We start from the raw sequence: 20,904 nt of genomic DNA, 5'->3' as shown, positions 1-20,904 counted from the left end.
CCCGATTAAATAAAACGTTAATTACATTGCCAGCCACGCATACCCCTGGTTTTGCAGCGTTGAGACCGTGGTTGGACTGGAAAGCGCATGCACAACGGATTTATCAATCCAGTTGTTGGGATAGTGGTGGAAGGCCACCGACTGATCGCACACGGAGACTTTGACGCCCGCCTGATTCAGCTCGTTAATCAGCTTCAGGTTGGGATTGTCGATGCCATAAAACTGTTTGAAATGGGTGTTATCCAGCATGGCGGGGGTCGCGTCACCGGTAACCGAAACCACAAACTTCAGCTGATCGGCCGGAACGCCAGAGGCGATATAAAGATTCACTACCCGCGCGACGCGCTCCAGTCCCAGATTGGGTGCGGTCATCGCGCCATCGCTGCGGGTGATCTGAAAAACAATTTTATTACTCAGACCCGGCACCGGCTTAAAAGCGGCATCAGGCTCATAATGAATTTTGCCGTAGCCTTCAATCGCCGGTGTACTCCAGAATCCGGCGGGTTCCTGAGGCTCTGAGGCAAAATGGCGTGTGACTTTGTCATAAATAGTGCCACTCTGTGTAACAGCCGCACCCACTACGCCACCGATAATGGCGATTAACGCGTACGAAATAGCTGAACGCATAACACTTCTCTCCGGCAAATAATCTCTGGCCGATTCAGGACTGAATCAGGTCGGCTATCTATATCACAGCGCGGACGTGATTCTCTCCTGAAGGAAAGGCGGGCAGGCACGCTGCTGATGACAGCAGAAATGATTCACCGCCTGAATTAATCGAAAAATTTCATTAGCGACTTAAAACCGTCTTCTTATCACTGGCCCGCGATAAGGGCCGCCTTATTTATGGCGACAGGGGAAAGATTTAAAAAATAACAGCCAGCGTTAAATAGAAAAAAACAGATATGGCCGGAATAACGATTGAATTTATCAATGTAAAAAAAGGATTAAACCCATGCGTTTCGCTGTTTTTTTCAGATTTGGCCTGGAAAAAATCATGCCATATTCAGTTTTTTTGAGTGAATTTACATAAATTTAAAAAAGAAAGCGGATTAACGTCAGAAGACCGACAGAAGATTCTGCTTTATTCATGCCGGACTCAATCAGCAGGGTAAATAAGCCGTTGTATAATTGCGCGGCGGCGCGGGCAATCCCCTGCCCCGGCTTATCCGTTTAACTACGGTTTAGGTTTCAGGAATGTTCAAATTTTTTCGTTATATCCGCTAATCTTGCACAAACCGCGCCGCCGGCTGGCCCCGAAAACAGCATTTCTTTCTTTTCGGGCACTGGTTAAGATAGGCGCAAACCGTCGTTATCTGCGGAAAAGGGAACCTACCCGCTGCGCACCTGTCTCTTTTCAGAGCCTCTCTACAGGATTAAGGCATGTTGAACCGGTTAAAAAAAACGCTGATCGCCGCGCTTCTGCCGACGCTCATTCTGTCCACGCTGTCACCGGCTTACGCTGATGTCAGTGATTCTCTTCCCGATATTGGCACCACGGCCGGTTCGACGCTGTCGATTAATCAGGAGCTGCAGATGGGCGACTTCTATGTCCGCCAGCTTCGCGCCAGCGCACCGCTGATCAACGATCCGCTTCTTAATCAGTACATCAATCAGCTCGGCCAGCGCCTGGTTGCGCACGCTGACTCGGTGAAAACGCCGTTCCACTTCTTTCTGATACAGAACGATGAGCTGAACGCCTTTGCCTTTTTTGGCGGCAATGTGGTGCTGCACTCCGCGCTGTTCCGCTTTACCGAGAATGAAAGCCAGCTGGCGTCGGTAATGGCGCATGAGATTTCTCACGTTACCCAGCGCCATCTGGCGCGCGCGATGGAAGATCAGAAGCGCAATGCGCCGCTGACCTGGGTCGGTGCGCTGGGCTCCATTCTGCTGGCGATGGCGAGTCCGCAGGCGGGCATGGCCGCACTGACCGGTACGCTGGCGGGCACCCAGCAGGGGATCATCAGCTTTACCCAGGGCAATGAGCAGGAGGCAGATCGCATCGGGATTCAGGTGCTGCAGCGCGCCGGATTCGATCCGCAGGCGATGCCGAACTTTTTGCAGAAGCTGGCCGATCAGAGCCGCTTCTCGTCAAAGCCACCGGAAATTCTGCTGACGCACCCCCTGCCCGACAGCCGTCTGGCGGATGCCCGAAACCGCGCCAACCAGATGCGGCCAGTAGTCGTGCAGTCGACGGAAGATTTTTATCTGGCGAAGGTCCGGGCGCTGGGCATGTACTCCACCGGGCGCAATCAGCTTACTGACGAACTGCTTAGCCAGTATGCCAGCGGCAATTCGCGTGAGCAGCTGGCCTCACAATATGGCAAAGCGATACAGTTTTTGCAGGCGAAGAGTTTTGCCGACGCGAAGCGGATTATGACCCCGCTGCTGGCGAAGCAGCCCGGTAATGTCTGGTTCCTCGACATCATGTCCGATATCGATATCGGTCTGAACCAGCCGCAGCAGGCGATTGCCCTGCTCACCGCGGCTACCGGGGCGAAAAACAGCCCGGTGGTGCAGCTCAACCTGGCGAATGCCTATGTAGAAGCGAAACAGTATGCCAGCGCCAGCCGCATTCTGAATCGCTACACCTGGGCAAACAAGGATGACCCCAACGGCTGGGATTTACTGGCGCAGGCGTCTGCTCAGCAGGGGCTGAATGATGAGGAGCTCTCGGCGCGGGCCGAGAGTCTGGCACTGAATGGTCAGCTCGATCAGGCGATTAGCGCACTGAGCAGCGCCAGCGCCCAGGTGCCGCTCGGCAGCCTGAAACAGGCGCGCTACGATGCCCGTATCGATCAGCTGCGTCAGTTGCAGCAGCGTTTCAAACAATATCAGAAAGGCTGAGAATGACAGCCGGAAAGGGAGAGCCTGACATGGTGACGATTTACCACAACCCGCGCTGCAGCAAGAGCCGCGAAACTCTGGCCCTGCTGAACGCCCGCGGCCTGACACCGGAAGTGGTGCTCTATCTGCAGACGCCGCCTGACCGCGAGACGCTGCAGAGTCTGATGCAGAAGCTGGGGATGCAGAGCGCACGCCAGCTGATGCGCACGAAAGAAGCGCTCTACAGCGAACTGGCGTTGAGTGATAAAGAGGAGAGTGCGCTGCTGGACGCGCTCGCCGCCCATCCGAAACTGCTTGAAAGGCCGATTGTGATCAAGGGCGATCGGGCGCGAATCGGACGTCCGGCGGAAGCGGTGCTCGACATTCTTTAAAGGCCGAGCGTCTCTTTAACGAAGGGAATGGTAAGTTTGCGCTGGGCGCTGATCGAGGCACGATCCAGCCGATCCAGCGTTTCAAACAGGGTGCGCATTTCACGATCCAGTCGCTTCAGCAGGAAACGTCCCACATCCTCCGGCAGCTCAAAGCCGCGTAACCCGGCGCGCAGTTGCAGCGCCTGCAGTTTATCTTCATCGGAGAGCGGCTGCAGGCGATAGATCTGCCCCCAGTCCAGGCGCGAGGCGAGATCCGGCAGCTGCAGATTCAGCTGGCGCGGTGGACGATCGCCGGTGATGAACAGCCGCGTGTTGCCGGTTTCCAGAATGCGGTTATAGAGATCGAAGATCGCCATCTCCCACTCCGGCTCACCGGCAATGCACTCAATGTTATCGATGCAGACCAGTGACAGCTGCTCCATCCCCTCCAGCACTTCCGGTACAAACCAGGTGCGTTTGTCCAGTGGCACATACCCGACCGCTTCACTGCGTGCGGACATTTCGGCGCACGCGGCGTGCAGCAGATGACTCCGCCCGCCGCCTTCGCGTGACCAGAAGTAGAGATAGCTGCCATGTTGTTGGCTGAGAGCGCCTTTCAGCGCGGCAATCAGCGACGGGTTCTCCCCCGGCCAGAAGCTGGCGAAGGTTTCATCGTCAGGTAAATAGAGTGGCAATGACAATTGTGCCGGCGTGTTCAGAAGCACCTCAGCAAGAGAACAAGCAAAAAATCGGGGGAAGTCTACCACAGTTTTCAGAAAGAGATGAATGGGGCGTCCCTGCCCCGATCCTGTCCGTCACGATGCGATCAGGGCTCGCGGGATTCTTCGGCGTCCAGCACCACTTCTTCCGGACGCAGCAGCGAGATCACCCGGAAGATCAATGAGAGTCCGACGCCCACGATTGTCGCTAACGCCATGCCCTTCAGCTCTGCCGCGCCGATGTGCACCTTCGCGCCGCTGACGCCAATGATCAGGATCACCGAGGTCAGGATCAGGTTTTGCGCTTTGTTGTAATCGACTTTCGATTCGATCAGGACGCGGATACCCGAAGCGCCGATCACGCCATACAGCAGCAGCGACACGCCGCCCATAACCGGCACCGGGATCGCCTGGATCACCGCCGCCAGTTTGCCGACGCAGGAGAGCAGGATCGCCAGAATCGCCGCACCGCCAATTACCCAGGTACTGTAGACACGGGTAATCGCCATGACGCCGATGTTTTCGCCGTAGGTGGTGTTCGGGGTGGAGCCAAAGAAGCCGGAGATCACCGTCGACAAGCCGTTGGCGAACATTGAGCGATGCAGGCCGGGGTCGCGGATGAGATCTTTCTTCACGATGTTAGCCGTGACCACCAGATGCCCGATATGTTCGGCAATCACCACCAGCGCGGCGGGGAGAATCGTCAGCATCGCCACCCATTCAAAGCGCGGCGTATAGAAGGTCGGCAGGGCAAACCAGGGGGCACTGACCACGCCGCGCCAGTCCACGATGCCCATAAACGCGGAGAGCAGATAACCCGCCACCACGCCGACCAGGATAGGGATGATCGCCAGGAAGCCGCGGAACAGCACCGAACCAAATACCGTGACGGCCAGGGTCACCAGCGAAATCAGCACCGTTTTACTGTCGGGTGCACTGCCTTCTGCCGGCAGCAGGCCCGCCATATTGGCCGCTACGCCCGCCAGCTCCAGACCGATTACGGCGACAATCGCGCCCATCGCCGCTGGCGGAAACATCACGTCCAGCCAGCCGGTTCCCGCGCGTTTAACAATCAGCGCCACGAGGCAAAAGAGCACCCCGCAGAGGATAAATCCTCCCAGCGCCACCTCATAGCCCAGCGGCAGTAACAGCAGTACCGGCGAGATAAAGGCGAAACTGGAACCGAGATAGGCGGGGATTTTGCCCTTACAGATAAAGAGGTAGATCAGCGTGCCGACGCCGTTAAACAGCAGAACCGTCGCCGGGTTGATGTGAAACAGAATCGGCACCAGTACCGTAGCACCAAACATGGCGAACAGGTGTTGCAGGCTGAGTGGAATGGTTTGCAGTAACGGCGGTCGTTCAGTGACGCCAATGGCGCGACGAGTCATCATTTATCCCCTTATGTTATTTTCCCCACGGGTGCGCGCTTCAGGCACAGCCTCAGGCACGCGGGTCAGCCCTGCGGCAAACCCGCCCCGGTCGGAGAGCTTTTTTTTGCAAAAAAAAGCCGACTCTCTGGTCGGCTATGCGATTTATTTGGTTCCGAAAATCTTGTCCCCGGCATCGCCGAGTCCGGGAATGATGTAACCCTTCTCATTCAGTCCCTGATCCACGGACGCCGTGTAGAGCTCAACGTCAGGGTGTGCCTTCTCCAGTGCAGCGATCCCTTCCGGGGCGGCAACCAGTACCAGCACTTTAATGCTGGTGCAGCCCGCTTTTTTCAGCAGGTCGATGGTGGCGATCATTGAGCCCCCGGTCGCCAGCATCGGGTCTACCACCAGCGCCAGGCGCTCTTCGATGTTAGAAACCAGCTTCTGGAAATAGGGAACCGGCTCCAGCGTCTCTTCATCACGGTAAACCCCAACCACGCTGATACGGGCGCTGGGAACGTGCTCCAGAACCCCTTCCATCATGCCAAGACCGGCACGCAGAATCGGCACCACCGTAATCTTTTTGCCTTTGATCTGATCGATTTCAACCGGGCCGTTCCAGCCCTCAATGGTGACGCGCTCCGTTTCCAGATCGGCGGTCGCTTCGTAGGTCAGCAGGCTGCCCACTTCAGACGCCAGCTCACGAAAGCGCTTTGTACTGATATCATGCTCACGCATCAGGCCCAGTTTATGTTTGACCAGCGGGTGTCTGACTTCCACGATCTTCATTGGTGTTCTCCCGGAATGAGTTGAGCTAAAAAAAATCGCGGGATTATACCGCCTTTTCCGCTCTGCGCCACCTGTCCTTGCGCAAAGCCGCGAGTCTGGCCGGGATAAAACAAGGATTAATGAAAATTGTCCGATGCGCAATCCCGGACTCGCAAACGTTTGCCTGCACTGTTAGAATTGCCGCGCTTTATTTTAACCACCAACCGCAACTCGCGTGGGGACCTCGCAGTGACCGACAAAACCTCTCTCAGTTACAAAGACGCCGGTGTTGATATTGATGCTGGTAATGCCCTGGTTGACCGTATTAAAGGCGTAGTGAAAAAGACGCGTCGCCCGGAAGTGATGGGTGGACTGGGCGGTTTTGGTGCGCTTTGCGCGCTGCCGCAAAAATACCGTGAACCCGTGCTGGTCTCCGGCACCGATGGCGTTGGTACCAAGCTGCGTCTGGCGATGGATCTCAAACGTCACGACGCCATTGGTGTTGACCTGGTGGCGATGTGCGTTAACGACCTGGTGGTACAGGGTGCTGAGCCGCTCTTCTTCCTGGATTACTACGCGACCGGCAAACTGGACGTGGACACTGCCTCTGCGGTGATCACCGGCATCGCCGAAGGGTGTCTGCAGTCAGGGTGTGCGCTGGTCGGCGGTGAAACGGCCGAGATGCCAGGCATGTATCACGGCGAAGATTACGACGTGGCCGGTTTCTGCGTGGGCGTGGTGGAAAAATCAGAAATCATTGATGGCAGCAAGGTGCAGGATGGCGACATGCTGATCGCCCTCGGCTCCAGCGGCCCGCACTCCAACGGCTATTCGCTGGTGCGCAAGATTCTGGAAGTCAGCAACACCGATCCGCTGACCGAACAGCTGGAAGGCAAACCGCTGGCTGATCATCTGCTGGAACCGACCCGCATCTACGTGAAAAATATCCTGAGCCTGATTGAACAGGTCGATGTGCATGCTATCGCACACCTGACCGGCGGCGGCTTCTGGGAAAATATTCCTCGCGTGCTGCCCGACAACACCCAGGCGGTGATTGATGAGAAGAGCTGGCAGTGGCCGGCCGTCTTCAGCTGGCTGCAGCAGGCCGGTAACGTCAGCCGTTTCGAGATGTACCGTACCTTTAACTGCGGCGTCGGGATGGTCATCGCCCTGAGCCCGGCCGACGCGGATAAAGCGATCGCGCTGATGGAAGCGGCCGGTGAGAAAGCCTGGAAGCTCGGCGTGATCAAAGCGTCAGAGGCGGAAGAGCGTGTGGTCATCAACGGATGAAAAAGCTGGTTGTACTGATCTCCGGCAACGGAAGCAATCTTCAGTCCATCCTTGACGCCTGCGCCAGCGGGCGCATTCACGGCAGCGTGGCTGCCGTGTTCAGCAACCGCGCCGCTGCCTTTGGCTTAACGCGGGCGCGTGAGGCGGGCATCCCGGCTCACGCGCTGGCCGCCAGCGATTTCACCGACCGGGACGCTTTTGATCGCCAGCTGATCGCTGAGATTGAAGCGTACTCGCCCGACCTTGTCGTCCTGGCGGGGTATATGCGTATTCTCAGCAGCGCATTCGTGGCCCATTTTCACGATCGCCTGCTGAATATTCACCCTTCCCTGCTGCCGAAATATCCGGGCCTGCATACGCACCGTCAGGCGCTGGAGAACGGTGACAGCGAGCATGGCACGTCGGTGCACTTCGTCACTGACGAGCTGGATGGCGGGCCGGTGATCCTGCAGGCAAAAGTGCCGATTTTTGCCGACGACACGGAGGCGGAGATCACGGAGCGGGTGCAGCATCAGGAGCACGCCATCTACCCGCTGGTCATCGACTGGTTTGTTGAGGGACGGCTGGCGATGCGTGACGGTAAGGCCTGGCTGGATGGCGAACCGCTGCCGCCGCAGGGCTATGCTAACGACTGATACACAGGAAGTCCCACAGACAGCGGATAAACCTGAAGCGATGGGGGCCTGTGTCCGGAGTAAAGCATAGCGGGCCATGGAGGGCCCGCGCTGAGCCCGCCATGGAGGGCGTCTTTTGCGTCTTTACGCAGGATACAGGCCCCCTGAGCCGATGTGATATCCCGCACAGCGCCCCTTTCCCGTTGCGGACTCAGCCGTAACGCCCCGTAATATAATCTTCGGTCCGGCGCTGTTTCGGCGCGGTGAAGATACGGTCGGTCTCATCAAACTCCACCAGCACGCCCTGATGCATGAATGCGGTGTAATCTGACACGCGAGAGGCCTGCTGCATATTGTGGGTCACCAGCACCAGCGTAAAATGCTGCTTCAGCGTGGTCATCAGCTCTTCAATCACCAGCGTCGAGATGGGGTCCAGCGCAGAGGTCGGCTCATCCAGCAGCAGAACCTCCGGTTCAATCGCAATAGCGCGGGCAATCACCAGCCGCTGCTGCTGTCCGGTCGAGAGCGTCAGCGCATTCTGAGACAGCTGATCTTTCACCTCGCCCCACAGTGCCGCCGCACGCAGCGCACGCTCACAGGCTTCATTCAGCACCCGCCGGTCGCGTACCCCCTGCAGGCGCAGCCCGTAAACCACATTCTCATAGATCGACTTGGGAAACGGATTCGGCCGCTGAAACACCATCCCGACCCGACGCCGCAGCGCGGAGAGATCCTGCTCCGGTCGCAGTATCGGCAGCGAGCCCAGCAGCACCTCTCCCTCAACCCGGCAGTGATCGATCACATCATTCATGCGGTTAAAGCAGCGCAGCAGCGTCGATTTACCACAGCCTGAGGGACCAATCAGCGCGGTGATCCTGTTTTTCGGCACCTGCAGCGAAATATCCTGCAGCGCCTGGCGCTCGCCATACCACAGCGACAGATGGTTAACGGTAAGCGCCATATCCGTGTCGGACGTCATAGTCATAGCCTGTTATTGAGTCATAAGGCGATAGCGTTCACGCAGACGGTGACGCAGGGCCATCGCCAGCAGATTAAGCGACAGAATAATCAGCACCAGCAGCAGCGCGGTGGCAAACACCAGCGGCCGGTCAGCTTCAATATTCGGGCTCTGAAACGCCAGGTCGTAAATCTGGAAGCCCAGATGCATAAACTTGCGATCCAGATGCAGATAAGGAAACACCGCGTCTACCGGCAGCTCCGGCACCATTTTTACTACCCCCACCAGCATCAGCGGTGCGGTTTCCCCAGCCGCCCGCGCCACCGCCAGGATCAGACCGGTCAGCATCGCGGGCACCGCCATAGGCAGCACCACATTCCACAGGGTTTCCGCCTGCGTTGCACCCAGCGCCAGCGAACCCTGTCGCAGACTGCTGGGAATACGGGACAGCCCCTCTTCGGTCGCGACAATGACCACCGGCAGCGTCAGTAACGCCAGCGTCAGTGAGGCCCACAGCAGCCCTGGCGTGCCAAACGTCGGATTGGGCAGTGCGCTGGCGAAGAAGAGCTGGTCGATTGTGCCGCCCACCAGCCAGACGAAAAAGCCCAGGCCAAAGACGCCATAGACAATCGAGGGGACGCCCGCCAGATTGACCACCGCAATACGCACCAGCCGGGTCAGCGCATGACGTCCGGCATATTCGTGCAGCCAGATTGCCGCGATCACACCCAGCGGCATTACCACCACCGACATCAGCAGCACCATCAGCACGGTGCCGAAAATGGCCGGAAACGCGCCCGACTCACTCTCGCCCTCCGCAGGGGAGTCGCTGACGAAGCGCCACAGCTGATGCAGGAAATGCAGCATTTTGCCGCCTGCCGTCATCGCATTGGGCTTCCAGCTGTCCACAATGTCGGTCAGCGGAATCGCATGTTCGGTGCCGTGCACATCCCGCAGGATCAGCAGATCGCGCTGACTCTGCTGCTGCAGAGAGGCCAGCGTCTCACTCAGCTGATTGAAACGGCGCTGCAGGGCGGCCTGATTGGCCTGAAATTCCGACTCGGTCTGCAGATCAAAGCGTCCGGCGGCCCGTCGTGCCTCCGCCTGCTCGTCTAACTGCTCCCGCTGGCTGTTGAGACGCGCCATATCGACCCGGCGGATCTGGCTGGCCTGGCGCACCAGGGTCTGCACCTGCCCGAGCCGTTGATGCAGCAGCGCATCCGGGTCTCTGGCGGTTAACTCTTCATTGTCTTCACGCAGCCCGACAAACCAGCCATAGGCCTGACCGTGGCCGCGCCGCTGCAGCACCATGACATCGGCGGGCTGAGTGACCTGCGCCGCCTGACGGCTGTAAACCACGCGGAAATCGGGCGCATCCCACTCCCGGTTACCGGTCTTAATCAGATAGCGATGAACCTTCTCACCCTGGTTGCCCTGCTCATCGGCCGGGGCGGGAAAGTGCAGCTGATGCTCCAGCGTTTCACCCAGCAGGCGCGTCTCGCCGCCGTCCGGCTGGCTGAAGCTGTAAAGGTCAACGCGCTGCGGCCAGAAGGCACGCACCCCCTGCCAGGCCAGCAAACCAATCAGCAGCATAAAAGCGAGCAGGCAGACGGCTACCGCGCCGGCGGTTAACCACCGCCAGCGATCGTTCTGGCGCATCACCTTCATGCCTGCTCCTCCTGCTGACTGTATCGCTGACGCAGCCGCTGACGGATCAGCTCTGCAATGGTGTTGATAACCAGCGTAAACAGCAGCAGCAGCAGAGCGCTGAGAAACAGCACCCGGTAGTGAGCACTGCCCGCCGCCGCTTCCGGCATCTCGATAGCGATATTGGCGGACAACGCGCGCAGGCCGCTGAACAGGCCCCCTTCACTTTGCGGGGTGTTGCCGGTCGCCATCAGCAGAATCATGGTTTCTCCCACGGCGCGCCCCAGGCCTATCATCAGCGCGGCAAAAATACCGGCAGAGGCACCGGGCAGCACCACGCGGGTCAGCGTCTGCCACGGCGTCGCGCCCAGCGCCAGCGAGCCCTGTCCCAGCGCCGCGGGGACGCTGAACAGCGCATCTTCCGAGAGGGTAAAGATCAGCGGCACCAGCGCAAAGCCCATCGCCAGCGCGGCCACCAGCAGATTTCGCTGTTCATAATGCGGCAGCCAGTCGCCGGCATCCGGCATAAACCGAGCGGGCAGCCACAGCGTCAGCAGCGTCACTGACAGCAGCAGCGGCAGCAGAATCAGCACTTCGCGACCGGGCTGACGCCAGCGCGGCGGTAAGCGGGCGCTGAATACCCCGCACAGCAGCAGCGCGCCCGCCAGGGTGAGCGGCAGCAGCAGCACCCCCAGCAGGGCCTGCCCGATGTGCGGTGCCAGCCAGAGTCCGGCAATCAGCCCGACCACCACACTCGGCAGCGCCCCCATCATCTCTATCGCCGGTTTAACCCAGCGTCGCAGGCCGGGGGCCATAAACCACGCGGTGTACATGGCGGCGGCCAGCGCCAGCGGCGTGGCAACCAGCAGCGCTAACCCGGCCGCTTTCAGCGTGCCCGTCACCATCGGCACCAGACTGAACTTTGCCTGATAGCCGTCGCCCGCGGCGGTCGACTGCCAGACCCAGTCCGGCGCGGGATAGTTCTCATACCAGATTTTCTGCCAGAAATTACGCCACGTGACGTCGGGCCACGGGTTATCGAGCCGCAGCATCTGCCAGTGTCCGGGCCGCTCAATCAGCAGGCTATCGCCGCGGGGTGAAAACTGCGCCTGTACGATGCCGGGCGCCAGCTGACGCTCCAGTATCGGGCCGCTCTGCTTGCTGGCGAACAGCCGCAGCAGCCCCTGCCTGCTGAGTGTGGCGAACACGCGACGGTGCGGCTCCGTCACCAGAAGCGTCTCACCGTCGCTCTGCGCGAAGGTCTTTATGCGCTGGAGGCGCGGCCCCTGCTCGCCGGCCACAGCAAACCACTGTGTCACGCCGCTGCGATCCTGAATCAGCAGGCTTGCACCGCCCACCAGCAGGTGCAGGCTTTGCGGCGGCTGCGGCAGGGTGTGCGTTTCGCGTAATGAGGCCTGTGCATCACCGAGCTGCCAGACGCGCAGCAGATTGCCTTCCGTGGTGTAGAGCAGATCGCCTGTCGGTGAAAGCGCCAGCAGATCAAGCTGACGCTGAGGCAGCGAGAGAATAGCAGCCTGACGATCGGTGCCGATCGTCAGCACCTGAAGTCCGGCCTGGGTGAGCGCCGCGATACGCCATTGATCGGCATGGCGGGTTGCCAGCGCCATCTTCGTCACCGCGCCAGCGGGTAAATGAAAGGGTTTGTCGCCCAGCGGAAAGCGCCACTGCTGGTCGGCTGTGGGCTGCAGCAGCGTCAGTGCTCCCTCAATATTGAGCAGCAGCGTCTGCCCGTCGGCACTCTGCACAATCGCACCCGGTGGTGGCGTCAGCGCCAGTGCCGGTTCTGCGGGCTGCCCATCCAGCGGAATAAAGCGCGCCGCGCCGCGATCGCTGATACGCCAGCCGACCTTGTCCTGATTGCCCATCGCTAATGCAGGCGCACGATCCCAGAGTTGCTGGCTGGAGGCGATTTGCAGACCCGGCGCCGTAAACAGCGGCAGTACCACTCCTATCAGCCAGCAGAACAGCAGCAGCATCAGCAGCAGGATCGCCACGCCGCAGCAGGTGACCAGCCGCCGCGTCAGGCGGTCAATGGCACGACGCTTACGATCGCTGAATTGGACAGGAATGTGGTTTACGCTCATGCGGTTCCGGCAGCAGGCTGAAATAAGCCGCTATGTTGCCCGTAGCGGGTTGATAAGACAACTCCTGGCGTTGGACAACGCTGCCATACTCTCGCCATAATGTTCAGGGACACTGGATCTTCAGTCCTGCAACCGCTAAATGGAGTGAGAATGGGTCAGGTAAAGCTTTATATTGAAAAAGAATTGAGCTGGTTATCCTTTAATGAACGGGTTTTGCAGGAAGCGGCAGATAAAAGCAATCCACTGATTGAGCGGATGCGCTTTCTGGGTATCTACTCCAACAACCTCGATGAATTCTATAAAGTGCGTTTTGCCGACCTGAAACGCCGTATTCTGATCGGTGAAGAGCAGGGTTCCGCCAGTACGCCACGTCATCTGTTTAAGAAAATTCAGCAGCGGGTGATGAAGTCCGATCAGGAGTTCGATGCCCTCTATAACGAGCTGCTGCTGGAGATGGCACGCAACCAGATCTTCCTGATCAACGAACGTCAGCTGTCGCCCAATCAGCAGGCGTGGCTGCGTCACTACTTTAAGCATGAGCTGCGTCAGCACATCTCGCCGATTCTGATCACCCATGAAACTGACCTGACCGAATTTCTTAAAGATGACTACACCTACCTGGCGGTCGAGATTATCCGGGGTGACGACATCCGCTATGCGCTGCTGGAGATCCCGTCCGACAAGGTGCCGCGCTTTATCAATCTTCCGGCGGAGCCACCGCGTCGCCGTAAGCCGATGATCCTGCTCGACAACATTTTACGTTACTGCCTGGATGATATTTTCAAAGGCTTTTACGACTACGACGCGCTCAACGCCTATTCCATGAAAATGACGCGTGACGCCGAGTACGATCTGGTGACGGAGATGGAGTCGAGCCTGCTGGAGCTGATGTCCTCCAGCCTGAAGCAGCGACTGACGGCAGAGCCGGTGCGTTTCGTCTATCAGCGCGATATGCCGGAGGCGATGGTTGAACTGCTGTGCCACAAGCTCTCTATCTCTAACTTCGATTCGATTCTGCCCGGCGGTCGCTATCACAACTTTAAAGATTTCATCGGCTTCCCGAACGTCGGCAAAAACAACCTGATAAATCGTCCGCTGCCGCAGATCCGCCACATCGGCTTTGACGGCTACCGCAACGGCTTTGATGCGATCCGCGACCGCGACGTGCTGCTCTATTATCCTTATCACACCTTTGAGCATGTGCTGGAGCTGCTGCGTCAGGCGTCGTTTGACCCGAGCGTGCTGGCGATCAAAATCAATATTTACCGCGTCGCCAAACACTCGCGCATCATGGATGCGATGATCCACGCCGCGTATAACGGTAAGAAGGTCACGGTGGTGGTTGAGCTGCAGGCGCGCTTCGATGAAGAAGCCAACATCTACTGGGCTAAACGCCTGACCGAAGCCGGTGTGCATGTGATTTTCTCCGCTCCTGGCCTGAAAATCCACGCCAAGCTGTTCCTGATTTCACGCCGTGAAGGGGAAGAGATTGTGCGCTATGCCCACATCGGCACCGGCAACTTTAACGAGAAGACCGCCCGGCTCTACACGGACTACTCCCTGCTGACCGCCGATGCGCGTATCACCAACGAAGTGCGTCGGGTGTTCAACTTTATTGAGAACCCCTACCGGCCCGTAACGTTCGATCACCTGATGGTGTCTCCGCAGAATTCACGCCGGATGCTGTATGAACTGATCGACACCGAAATCGCCAATGCCCAGCAGCAGAAGCCCTCCGGCATTACTCTGAAAATAAACAATCTGGTGGACAAAGGGCTGGTTGATCGGCTTTATACAGCCTCCAGCGTAGGGGTAAAAGTCAATCTGCTGGTGCGTGGCATGTGCTCACTGATCCCGGATCTGCCGGGGATCAGCGAGAACATTCGCGTCATCAGTATTGTTGACCGCTATCTGGAACACGATCGCGTCTATATTTTTGAGAATGGCGGCGATAAAAAGGTGTTCCTCTCCTCCGCTGACTGGATGACGCGTAATATTGATTACCGTATCGAGGTGGCGGTGGCGATTCTCGATCCACGCATCCGGCAACGCATACTCGACATTATTGCCATTCAGTTGAGTGATACGGTGAAAGCCCGCATCGTCGACAAAGAGCTGAGTAACCATTACGTCCAGCGAGGCAATCGCCGTAAAGTGCGCTCGCAGCTGGCCATCTATGATTACATCAAGAAACTGGAACAACCTGACTAAATCCTATGCCAATTTCTCATAAAAGTACACCTAAACCCCAGGAGTTTGCGGCGATTGACCTGGGCTCGAACAGTTTCCATATGGTGATTGCGCGGGTCGTCGACGGTGCGATGCAGGTGCTGGGTCGCCTGAAGCAGCGCGTCCATCTGGCTGACGGGCTGGATGCTCAGCACAAACTCAGCGAAGAGGCGATGGAGCGCGGCTTAGCCTGTCTGGCGCTGTTCGCCGAGCGCCTGCAGGGGTTCAGCCCGAGTAACGTGACGATTGTCGGCACCCATACGCTGCGTGAGGCGGTAAATGCCGAAACCTTCCTGCAGCGGGCGGCTGAGGTGATCCCCTACCCGATCGAGGTGATTTCAGGTCATGAAGAAGCGCGCCTGATCTTTATGGGCGTGGAGCATACGCAGCCGGAAAAAGGCCGCAAGCTGGTGATCGACATCGGCGGCGGCTCGACCGAGCTGGTGATTGGCGAGGATTTTGAACCGCAGCTGGTTGAGAGCCGCCGCATGGGCTGCGTCAGTTTCGCCCAGCTCTATTTCCCTAAAGGGGAAATCAGTCGTGAAAACTTCCGTCGTGCCCGTTTAGCGGCCGCGCAGAAGCTGGAAACGCTGGCGTGGCAGTATCGTCTGCATGGCTGGAAATATGCGCTGGGGGCGTCCGGAACCATCAAAGCCGCCTGTGAAGTGCTGCAGGCGATGGATGAGAAAGAGAAGCTGATCACCCCTGAGCGTCTCGACAAGCTCTATGACGAGGTGATGAAGCATAAATCCTTTGCGGCACTGAGCCTGCCGGGCCTCTCTGAAGAGCGCAAAAACGTCTTCGTGCCGGGACTGGCGATTCTCTGTGGCGTATTTGATGCGCTGGCGATCCGCGAGCTGCGCCTCTCTGACGGTGCGCTGCGTGAAGGTGTGCTCTATGAGATGGAAGGCCGCTTCCGCCATCAGGATATTCGCAGCCGGACCGCACAGAGTCTGGCGAATCACTACGCCATCGACAGCGATCAGGCGCGACGCGTGCTTGACACCACCGAGCAGCTTTATGTGCAGTGGAGCGAGCAGAATCCAAAGCTGGCCAATCCGCAACTGGCTGCGCTGCTGAAGTGGGCGGCCATGCTGCATGAAGTGGGCCTAACTATTAACCATAGCGCGCTGCAGCGCCATTCCGCCTACATCCTGCAAAACACCAACCTGCCCGGTTTCAATCAGGACCAGCAGATGCTGCTGGCTGCGCTGGTCAGATTCCATCGCAAAGCGATTAAACTCGATGAGCTGCCGCGCGTCACGCTGTTCAAGAAAAAGCAGTTTATCCCGCTGATTTTCCTGCTGCGCCTGGGTACGCTGCTCAATAATCAGCGCCAGGCCACGACGCGCCCGGATGCGTTAAGCCTGAAGTGTGATGACGGCCACTGGACGCTGACCTTCCCGGCAGGCTATTTCAGTCAGAACAACCTGGTTCAGCTCGATCTCGAACGTGAGCAGGTTTACTGGAATGACGTGACGGGATGGAAACTGATCCTTAAAGAAGAAGCCTGACCTTACGGGCGCCTGGCGCCCTTTTAACTGAACTGATGACTATGACACAACCAACCACACTGCTTTCAGGCGCAAACTACTTCGCCGAAACCTATGGCCTGACTCCGCCTCACTCTGAAGTGGTTGCGGCGCTGCCCCAGCTCACCGTCGGCAAGGCGCTGGATCTTGGCTGTGGCGTGGGCCGTAACACGCTGTTTCTGAATCAGCAGGGATTTGACGTGACGGCGTGGGATCACAATCCACAAAGTCTGGCGCGCCTGCAGGAGATTGTGACGCAGGAAAACCTCAGCGGTATCCACACCGCGCAGCATGACCTGAACACGACGCGCTTCAATGGCGGCTATGACTTTGTGCTGTCGACCGTGGTGATGATGTTTCTGCAGCCGCAGACTATTCCACAGCTGATTGCGGACATGCAGGCCTGCACGGTGAAATATGGCTTTAACCTGATTGTCGCGGCGATGAACACGGACGATATGCCCTGCCCGGCTGATTTCTCTTTTGCGTTTAAATCGGGTGAACTCAGTCACTACTATCGCAACTGGCACATCGTGAAGTACAACGAGCATCCCGGCCAGCTGCACCGTAAAGATGAAAACGGCCAGCGCATCACCTGCCGCTTTGCCACGCTGCTGGCGCAGAAAGCGAGTTACTGATCATTATCTGCTGTTTTTTACAACAGCGATTGATTTCATCGGGCGACTGTGACTAAATATTGCAATCGCCCCGATGAGGGTCACTACAGGAACCACCCCGCGTGAACAGCGCTATTTCTCCCCGAAGACGTCAGAAAACCGGCACCATGACCCGCATCGTGTTGCTGATCAGTTTTATCATTCTCTTTAGTCGCCTGATTTTCATCCTGCCTGCTGCCTTCGAACATCATCAGCAACAGAAAGCGACGCCTGGACCGGTTACAGTGACATCAGGCGATACCCGCTAACGCACAGTCCCCTTCTGAACTGAATTTAAAACGTTATCCGACCGATCGGACGCTTTTTTGCATCCCTTTTTCAGGCGAAACGCTACACTTCGTGCTGGTGCTTTCAGACTAAAGGGATCCAATGTGTCTGCCTCTCACTCTCAACGTTTAAGTGAAACCCGTCATCGCATTCTGACGCTGCTGCTCAATGAACACGATCTGGTTGATGCCCTGCTGGAGAAATCCGGCGATCGCCCGCCTGAACAGCAACGTGAAAATGCGGCCCAGCGTGAAGCGCTGGAACAGGATATTCTTCAGCTGCATGCCGCTGACCTTGCCGATATTCTCGAAGCCCTGCCGGAAGAGGAGCGCCAGGCGCTGTGGCGGCTGGTGCCAAACGAGCGGCGCGGTCACGTGCTGGTTGAAGCGTCAGAAACGGTCTGGGCCAGCCTCACGGAGGAGATGAGCGACCGCGATATCCTGCGCGCCATCCAGCCGCTGGATATCGACGATCAGGTCTGGCTGGCGCGCTATCTGCCGCGTGACCTGACCGGACGCCTGCTGGCCACCGTGGAACCTGGCCTGCGCGCCCGGATGCTCAGCATGGTGCAGTTTGACCGCGATCGCGTCGCCAGGGTGATGGATTTTAACATCCTGACGGTGCGTGAAGATGTCACGCTGGCGACGGTGCAGCGTTTCCTGCGCAAGCGCAAAAGTATGCCGGGCGGCACCGACAAGCTCTTCATCACGAATAAAGATAATCAGCTGCTGGGTGAACTGCTGCTGACCGATATCCTGCTGAATAAGCCCAAAACGCTGGTGAGTGAAGTGATGAACGCACGCCCCACCACCTTCCAGCTTAATGACAAGGCAGAAGACGCCGCCAGCGCCTTTGAGCGTTATAACCTCATCTCTGCCGCCGTTACCGATGCAAAAGGCAAACTGATTGGCCGTGTAAGCATTGAAGATATCATCGACCTGGTCAACGCCGAAAACGAAAGCAATATCCGTAAGATGGGCGGTATCAGTCAGGAAGAGGATGTCTTTGCCCCGGTGCATAAGTCAGTCCGTAAACGCTGGGCCTGGCTGGCGATCAACCTCTGTACCGCCTTTGTTGCCTCACGCGTTATCGGGCTGTTTGAAGGGACCATTTCGCAAATCGTCGCCCTCGCGACACTGATGCCAATTGTGGCCGGGATCGGGGGCAATACCGGTAACCAGACGATCACCATGATTGTGCGCGCACTGGCGCTGCATCAGGTGGAGCCGGGTAACTTCTCGTTTCTTATTGTCCGTGAACTGGGCGTGGCACTGATCAACGGCCTCTTCTGGGGCGGCATCATGGGCGGCATCACCTGGCTGATGTATGACAATATGGCGCTGGGCGGCGTTATGATGCTGGCCATGGCGCTTAATCTGCTGCTGGCGGCGCTGATGGGCGTGCTGGTACCGCTGGTGATGACCAGACTGAAGCGCGATCCGGCCGTCGGCTCCAGCGTTCTGATTACCGCCATTACCGACACCGGCGGATTCTTTATCTTCCTGGGACTGGCGACGCTGTTTCTGACCACGCACTGACCCTCAGGCGTGCAGACCGTAGCGTTGCAGTGACCCGCTGAGATTACGCTGGCGCGTCACCTGCGCCAGTTCCCGGGTCGCCACCGGCAGCACATAGTTACCGCGCTGGTTCAGCCACTCCAGCACATCCGCCAGGTGCCAGATGGCGGTTTTGCCGTCATGCACCGGCAGCGGAAATGGCGGGCGGTGGCTGAGCATCAGCTTGCGCATGTTCTGGCGCGACATACCGATCAGCTCGGCTACATCAGTCAGTCCCACAAAGTCAGGCGCCGCTTCCACCAGCGTGGCACCCGGTATCGCGCGCAGGACCGCCGCTTCTGCCTCTGCCAGTGCCTCCGTCGCAGAGCCTGACTCCCGGGTAAACTCCAGTGCGATTCGCCCCGGCATCCCCAGACCAATCAGCGCATCGTCACAGCCGGCTGCGGCCAGCCCTTCCATCATCTCATCTGCCGGCGCATGCCCTTCCGGCAGGCTGAACCGTAATGTAAAACAATATTCCATATGCCTCTCCTTACGCACTCTCAGGACGTCAGATAGTCACAATTGTCGACCACTCGCCGGAGCGCACGGGCATGGTTATGCGCATTTTTTGGCGTGCTCCAGATACAGGTCAGACAAAACTCCCCGCAGCGGCATCTCAGCAGCGTGTTCGGGCAGTACATTTTGCCCCAGGCGTGATGACCGCCCGTAACGACCAGCCAGCCGTGGGATTCGGCATAACGTAACGCCGCTTCGATCTCTTTATCAGGATGCCGCTTCCTTGCCATCTGTCCTCCACTATCCTGCCGTCGGATTAATGAGTTGTCAACTGACAACCAGAAGAAATATTCTTATCCGGCTGAGCATGCGCAGACTTTTTCACACAGTAAAACGGTCAGGATCTAAACTGGAAAACGTTACGCAAAAAATGTCAGCGCGATGCTGGCAGCAATCACAACTCACGACGGAGAAACTATGTTTAAAGCAGAGGATTTTGTTCAGTCGAAAACCGGTGGCCCTAAAATGCAGGTATTACGCGTTGAAGGTGACACCCTGTATTGCGCACGGGTGGATGATGCGACCAAAAAAGAGATTGAAGTGAAGGCAGAGAGCGTCAACCTCTATCACGAAGAGGGCGATTTTGGCGTGTGCTGAGGCAAACTGGCCCCGTTAGCGGGGCCAGACGATCAGGGCTTATCCTGCTGCAGGTTGTCGTTGCCCAGCCCGCCAATAAACGGCAACCGCAGGCGGAACGGGGTAAAGTCGAGACCCATGTTCAGACCCAGCAGATTCACTTCAAATCCCTCTTCCGCTCCCAGCGTGACGCCCGCCACACCCAGAACCGATACCTGCAGACCTCGCCCGGATGGCGGCAGCCCGACCGGACGCCACAGTGGCCGGTAATCTTTGCCCAGGGCATTGGCAGGCAAATCGAGTTTTAAGGCCGGCACTTCGCGACCAATGTGCGCCAGAAAAGTATTGCTGTTGGGCCCCGGCCACGCGTGATAGGTCGTCGGCCAGGGATAGGATTGAATGGCCGCTTCAATCTGCGGGATCATCGCTTCTGCCTCGGGTCCGCGATGGTTCACCAGCAGCCGCGGTTTTGCACCATACCAGTAGCCATCGGGAAGATTGGTATTGTGACGCACTTTATCGCCACTGCCCCAGCTGATCACTTCATAGCGATTGTAGTGCGTTTCACCGGCACGTTTGAAGATGATCCAGGGATGCACCGCGACCCGCCCTTTCCAGCCATAGGTGGGCGCGGCATAGATTTGCACGATAGCCAGATTAGCGAAGGCGCGCGGGTCAGGCGCAATACCGGCTGAATCGCGTCGCGCCGACCACCAGCCACCCCGCTCTGCGGTTTCGCTGTGACGGGTCGCCTGGGCGATACTGGCTCCCAGAGAGAGCAGCAATACGACAACAAAAAACAGGCTGAACACTTTGAGTGAAAGCATGACAACATTCCTGGTGGCGTCAGAATCAGGAAACGCCCGGAGAGAAGGCA

The 20,904-nt window shown here is 58.0% G+C and carries 20 protein-coding genes; 10 read left to right on the top strand and 10 right to left on the bottom strand.

What is annotated here, in order from left to right:
- Window positions 1-21: 21 nt before the first annotated feature.
- Window positions 22-627: a DsrE family protein gene (locus tag CKF42_RS06275; RefSeq protein WP_046102356.1), complete on the bottom strand. Its 606-nt coding sequence runs from the start codon at window positions 625-627 to the stop codon at window positions 22-24.
- 756 nt (window positions 628-1,383) lie between these two features.
- On the opposite strand from CKF42_RS06275, the gene CKF42_RS06270 reads away from it, so the two are divergent.
- The gene (locus tag CKF42_RS06270) at window positions 1,384-2,847 is read left to right on the top strand and encodes a M48 family metallopeptidase (protein WP_009088781.1); all 1,464 of its coding nucleotides are present in this window, start codon (window positions 1,384-1,386) and stop codon (window positions 2,845-2,847) included.
- 29 nt (window positions 2,848-2,876) lie between these two features.
- On the top strand, window positions 2,877-3,218 hold the full coding sequence (gene arsC, locus CKF42_RS06265; protein WP_111207816.1) for an arsenate reductase (glutaredoxin): 342 nt from the start codon (window positions 2,877-2,879) through the stop codon (window positions 3,216-3,218).
- Here the strand turns inward: arsC and hda are convergent.
- The 3 genes from hda to upp all read right to left on the bottom strand — a co-directional run bounded on the left by hda (window position 3,215) and on the right by upp (window position 6,078).
- Entirely contained in the window at window positions 3,215-3,916 is a 702-nt protein-coding gene (gene hda, locus CKF42_RS06260; RefSeq protein WP_219854829.1) for a DnaA inactivator Hda, read from the bottom strand. The two genes, arsC and hda, sit on opposite strands and share 4 nt — an antisense overlap.
- A 107-nt stretch (window positions 3,917-4,023) precedes the next feature.
- Window positions 4,024-5,307: a uracil permease gene (gene uraA / locus CKF42_RS06255; protein WP_046102358.1), complete on the bottom strand. Its 1,284-nt coding sequence runs from the start codon at window positions 5,305-5,307 to the stop codon at window positions 4,024-4,026.
- Between the two features lie 144 nt (window positions 5,308-5,451).
- A complete protein-coding gene (gene upp / locus CKF42_RS06250) occupies window positions 5,452-6,078 on the bottom strand; it encodes a uracil phosphoribosyltransferase (RefSeq protein ID WP_009088774.1) in 627 nt (208 codons plus the stop codon).
- 228 nt (window positions 6,079-6,306) lie between these two features.
- On the opposite strand from upp, the gene purM reads away from it, so the two are divergent.
- Window positions 6,307-7,347 (top strand): phosphoribosylformylglycinamidine cyclo-ligase, encoded by a 1,041-nt coding sequence (gene purM / locus CKF42_RS06245; RefSeq protein WP_111207815.1) that lies wholly within the window; start codon window positions 6,307-6,309, stop codon window positions 7,345-7,347.
- Window positions 7,344-7,982, top strand: coding sequence for a phosphoribosylglycinamide formyltransferase (gene purN, locus CKF42_RS06240; RefSeq protein ID WP_058957413.1), 639 nt, complete (start codon window positions 7,344-7,346; stop codon window positions 7,980-7,982). The genes purM and purN overlap by 4 nt, the downstream gene beginning before the upstream one ends.
- A 190-nt stretch (window positions 7,983-8,172) precedes the next feature.
- On the opposite strand, the gene pstB is transcribed toward purN, so the two are convergent.
- From pstB to CKF42_RS06225, 3 genes are read right to left on the bottom strand one after another with little or no spacing between them, the layout of a single operon-like run.
- Window positions 8,173-8,940, bottom strand: coding sequence for a phosphate ABC transporter ATP-binding protein PstB (gene pstB / locus CKF42_RS06235; RefSeq protein ID WP_046102360.1), 768 nt, complete (start codon window positions 8,938-8,940; stop codon window positions 8,173-8,175).
- A gap of 12 nt (window positions 8,941-8,952) precedes the next feature.
- A complete protein-coding gene (gene pstA / locus CKF42_RS06230) occupies window positions 8,953-10,587 on the bottom strand; it encodes a phosphate ABC transporter permease PstA (protein WP_111207799.1) in 1,635 nt (544 codons plus the stop codon).
- The gene (locus CKF42_RS06225) at window positions 10,584-12,671 is read right to left on the bottom strand and encodes an ABC transporter permease subunit (RefSeq protein WP_111207798.1); all 2,088 of its coding nucleotides are present in this window, start codon (window positions 12,669-12,671) and stop codon (window positions 10,584-10,586) included. The genes pstA and CKF42_RS06225 overlap by 4 nt, the downstream gene beginning before the upstream one ends.
- Window positions 12,672-12,821: 150 nt before the next feature.
- On the opposite strand from CKF42_RS06225, the gene ppk1 reads away from it, so the two are divergent.
- From ppk1 to mgtE, 5 genes are all read left to right on the top strand, one after another.
- Window positions 12,822-14,882 (top strand): polyphosphate kinase 1, encoded by a 2,061-nt coding sequence (ppk1, locus tag CKF42_RS06220; RefSeq protein ID WP_046102362.1) that lies wholly within the window; start codon window positions 12,822-12,824, stop codon window positions 14,880-14,882.
- Window positions 14,883-14,887: 5 nt separating this feature from the next.
- Window positions 14,888-16,414, top strand: a complete 1,527-nt coding sequence (gene ppx / locus CKF42_RS06215; protein ID WP_009088767.1) for an exopolyphosphatase — start codon at window positions 14,888-14,890, stop codon at window positions 16,412-16,414.
- A gap of 41 nt (window positions 16,415-16,455) precedes the next feature.
- Complete coding sequence (gene tehB / locus CKF42_RS06210) at window positions 16,456-17,070, top strand: tellurite resistance methyltransferase TehB (RefSeq protein WP_009088764.1); 615 nt, start codon at window positions 16,456-16,458, stop codon at window positions 17,068-17,070.
- Window positions 17,071-17,171: 101 nt separating this feature from the next.
- Window positions 17,172-17,357 (top strand): YfgG family protein, encoded by a 186-nt coding sequence (locus tag CKF42_RS06205; RefSeq protein WP_033736145.1) that lies wholly within the window; start codon window positions 17,172-17,174, stop codon window positions 17,355-17,357.
- A 123-nt stretch (window positions 17,358-17,480) separates the two neighbouring features.
- A complete protein-coding gene (mgtE, locus tag CKF42_RS06200; RefSeq protein WP_111207797.1) occupies window positions 17,481-18,914 on the top strand; it encodes a magnesium transporter in 1,434 nt (477 codons plus the stop codon).
- Between the two features lie 3 nt (window positions 18,915-18,917).
- Here the strand turns inward: mgtE and CKF42_RS06195 are convergent, their stop codons facing one another.
- Together CKF42_RS06195 and CKF42_RS06190 are read right to left on the bottom strand one after the other, a co-directional pair.
- A complete protein-coding gene (locus tag CKF42_RS06195) occupies window positions 18,918-19,415 on the bottom strand; it encodes an AlpA family transcriptional regulator (protein ID WP_111207796.1) in 498 nt (165 codons plus the stop codon).
- Between the two features lie 20 nt (window positions 19,416-19,435).
- A complete protein-coding gene (locus CKF42_RS06190; RefSeq protein ID WP_111207795.1) occupies window positions 19,436-19,681 on the bottom strand; it encodes a hypothetical protein in 246 nt (81 codons plus the stop codon).
- A gap of 187 nt (window positions 19,682-19,868) precedes the next feature.
- On the opposite strand from CKF42_RS06190, the gene CKF42_RS06185 reads away from it, so the two are divergent.
- On the top strand, window positions 19,869-20,048 hold the full coding sequence (locus tag CKF42_RS06185) for a hypothetical protein (protein WP_009088756.1): 180 nt from the start codon (window positions 19,869-19,871) through the stop codon (window positions 20,046-20,048).
- 32 nt (window positions 20,049-20,080) lie between these two features.
- Here CKF42_RS06185 and CKF42_RS06180 read toward each other — a convergent pair whose 3' ends face one another.
- Window positions 20,081-20,854, bottom strand: a complete 774-nt coding sequence (locus tag CKF42_RS06180) for a DUF3750 domain-containing protein (RefSeq protein WP_111207794.1) — start codon at window positions 20,852-20,854, stop codon at window positions 20,081-20,083.
- Window positions 20,855-20,904 lie beyond the last annotated feature (50 nt).

The sequence above is a fragment of the Pantoea sp. ARC270 genome (genome assembly GCF_003236725.1).
GTDB lineage: Bacteria > Pseudomonadota > Gammaproteobacteria > Enterobacterales > Enterobacteriaceae > Pantoea > Pantoea anthophila.
This window is presented reverse-complemented; position numbering and strand designations above follow the sequence as displayed.

Bases quoted from the DNA above. Each gene is read 5' to 3' on its own strand.
- CKF42_RS06275 (WP_046102356.1), bottom strand. From the start codon at position 627: ATGCGTTCAGCTATTTCGTACGCGTTAATCGCCATTATCGGTGGCGTA.
- CKF42_RS06270 (WP_009088781.1), top strand. From the start codon at position 1,384: ATGTTGAACCGGTTAAAAAAAACGCTGATCGCCGCGCTTCTGCCGACG.
- arsC (WP_111207816.1), top strand. From the start codon at position 2,877: ATGGTGACGATTTACCACAACCCGCGCTGCAGCAAGAGCCGCGAAACT.
- uraA (WP_046102358.1), bottom strand. From the start codon at position 5,307: ATGACTCGTCGCGCCATTGGCGTCACTGAACGACCGCCGTTACTGCAA.
- upp (WP_009088774.1), bottom strand. From the start codon at position 6,078: ATGAAGATCGTGGAAGTCAGACACCCGCTGGTCAAACATAAACTGGGC.
- purN (WP_058957413.1), top strand. From the start codon at position 7,344: ATGAAAAAGCTGGTTGTACTGATCTCCGGCAACGGAAGCAATCTTCAG.
- pstB (WP_046102360.1), bottom strand. From the start codon at position 8,940: ATGACGTCCGACACGGATATGGCGCTTACCGTTAACCATCTGTCGCTG.
- pstA (WP_111207799.1), bottom strand. From the start codon at position 10,587: ATGAAGGTGATGCGCCAGAACGATCGCTGGCGGTGGTTAACCGCCGGC.
- CKF42_RS06225 (WP_111207798.1), bottom strand. From the start codon at position 12,671: ATGAGCGTAAACCACATTCCTGTCCAATTCAGCGATCGTAAGCGTCGT.
- ppk1 (WP_046102362.1), top strand. From the start codon at position 12,822: ATGGGTCAGGTAAAGCTTTATATTGAAAAAGAATTGAGCTGGTTATCC.
- ppx (WP_009088767.1), top strand. From the start codon at position 14,888: ATGCCAATTTCTCATAAAAGTACACCTAAACCCCAGGAGTTTGCGGCG.
- tehB (WP_009088764.1), top strand. From the start codon at position 16,456: ATGACACAACCAACCACACTGCTTTCAGGCGCAAACTACTTCGCCGAA.
- CKF42_RS06195 (WP_111207796.1), bottom strand. From the start codon at position 19,415: ATGGAATATTGTTTTACATTACGGTTCAGCCTGCCGGAAGGGCATGCG.
- CKF42_RS06190 (WP_111207795.1), bottom strand. From the start codon at position 19,681: ATGGCAAGGAAGCGGCATCCTGATAAAGAGATCGAAGCGGCGTTACGT.
- CKF42_RS06185 (WP_009088756.1), top strand. From the start codon at position 19,869: ATGTTTAAAGCAGAGGATTTTGTTCAGTCGAAAACCGGTGGCCCTAAA.
- CKF42_RS06180 (WP_111207794.1), bottom strand. From the start codon at position 20,854: ATGCTTTCACTCAAAGTGTTCAGCCTGTTTTTTGTTGTCGTATTGCTG.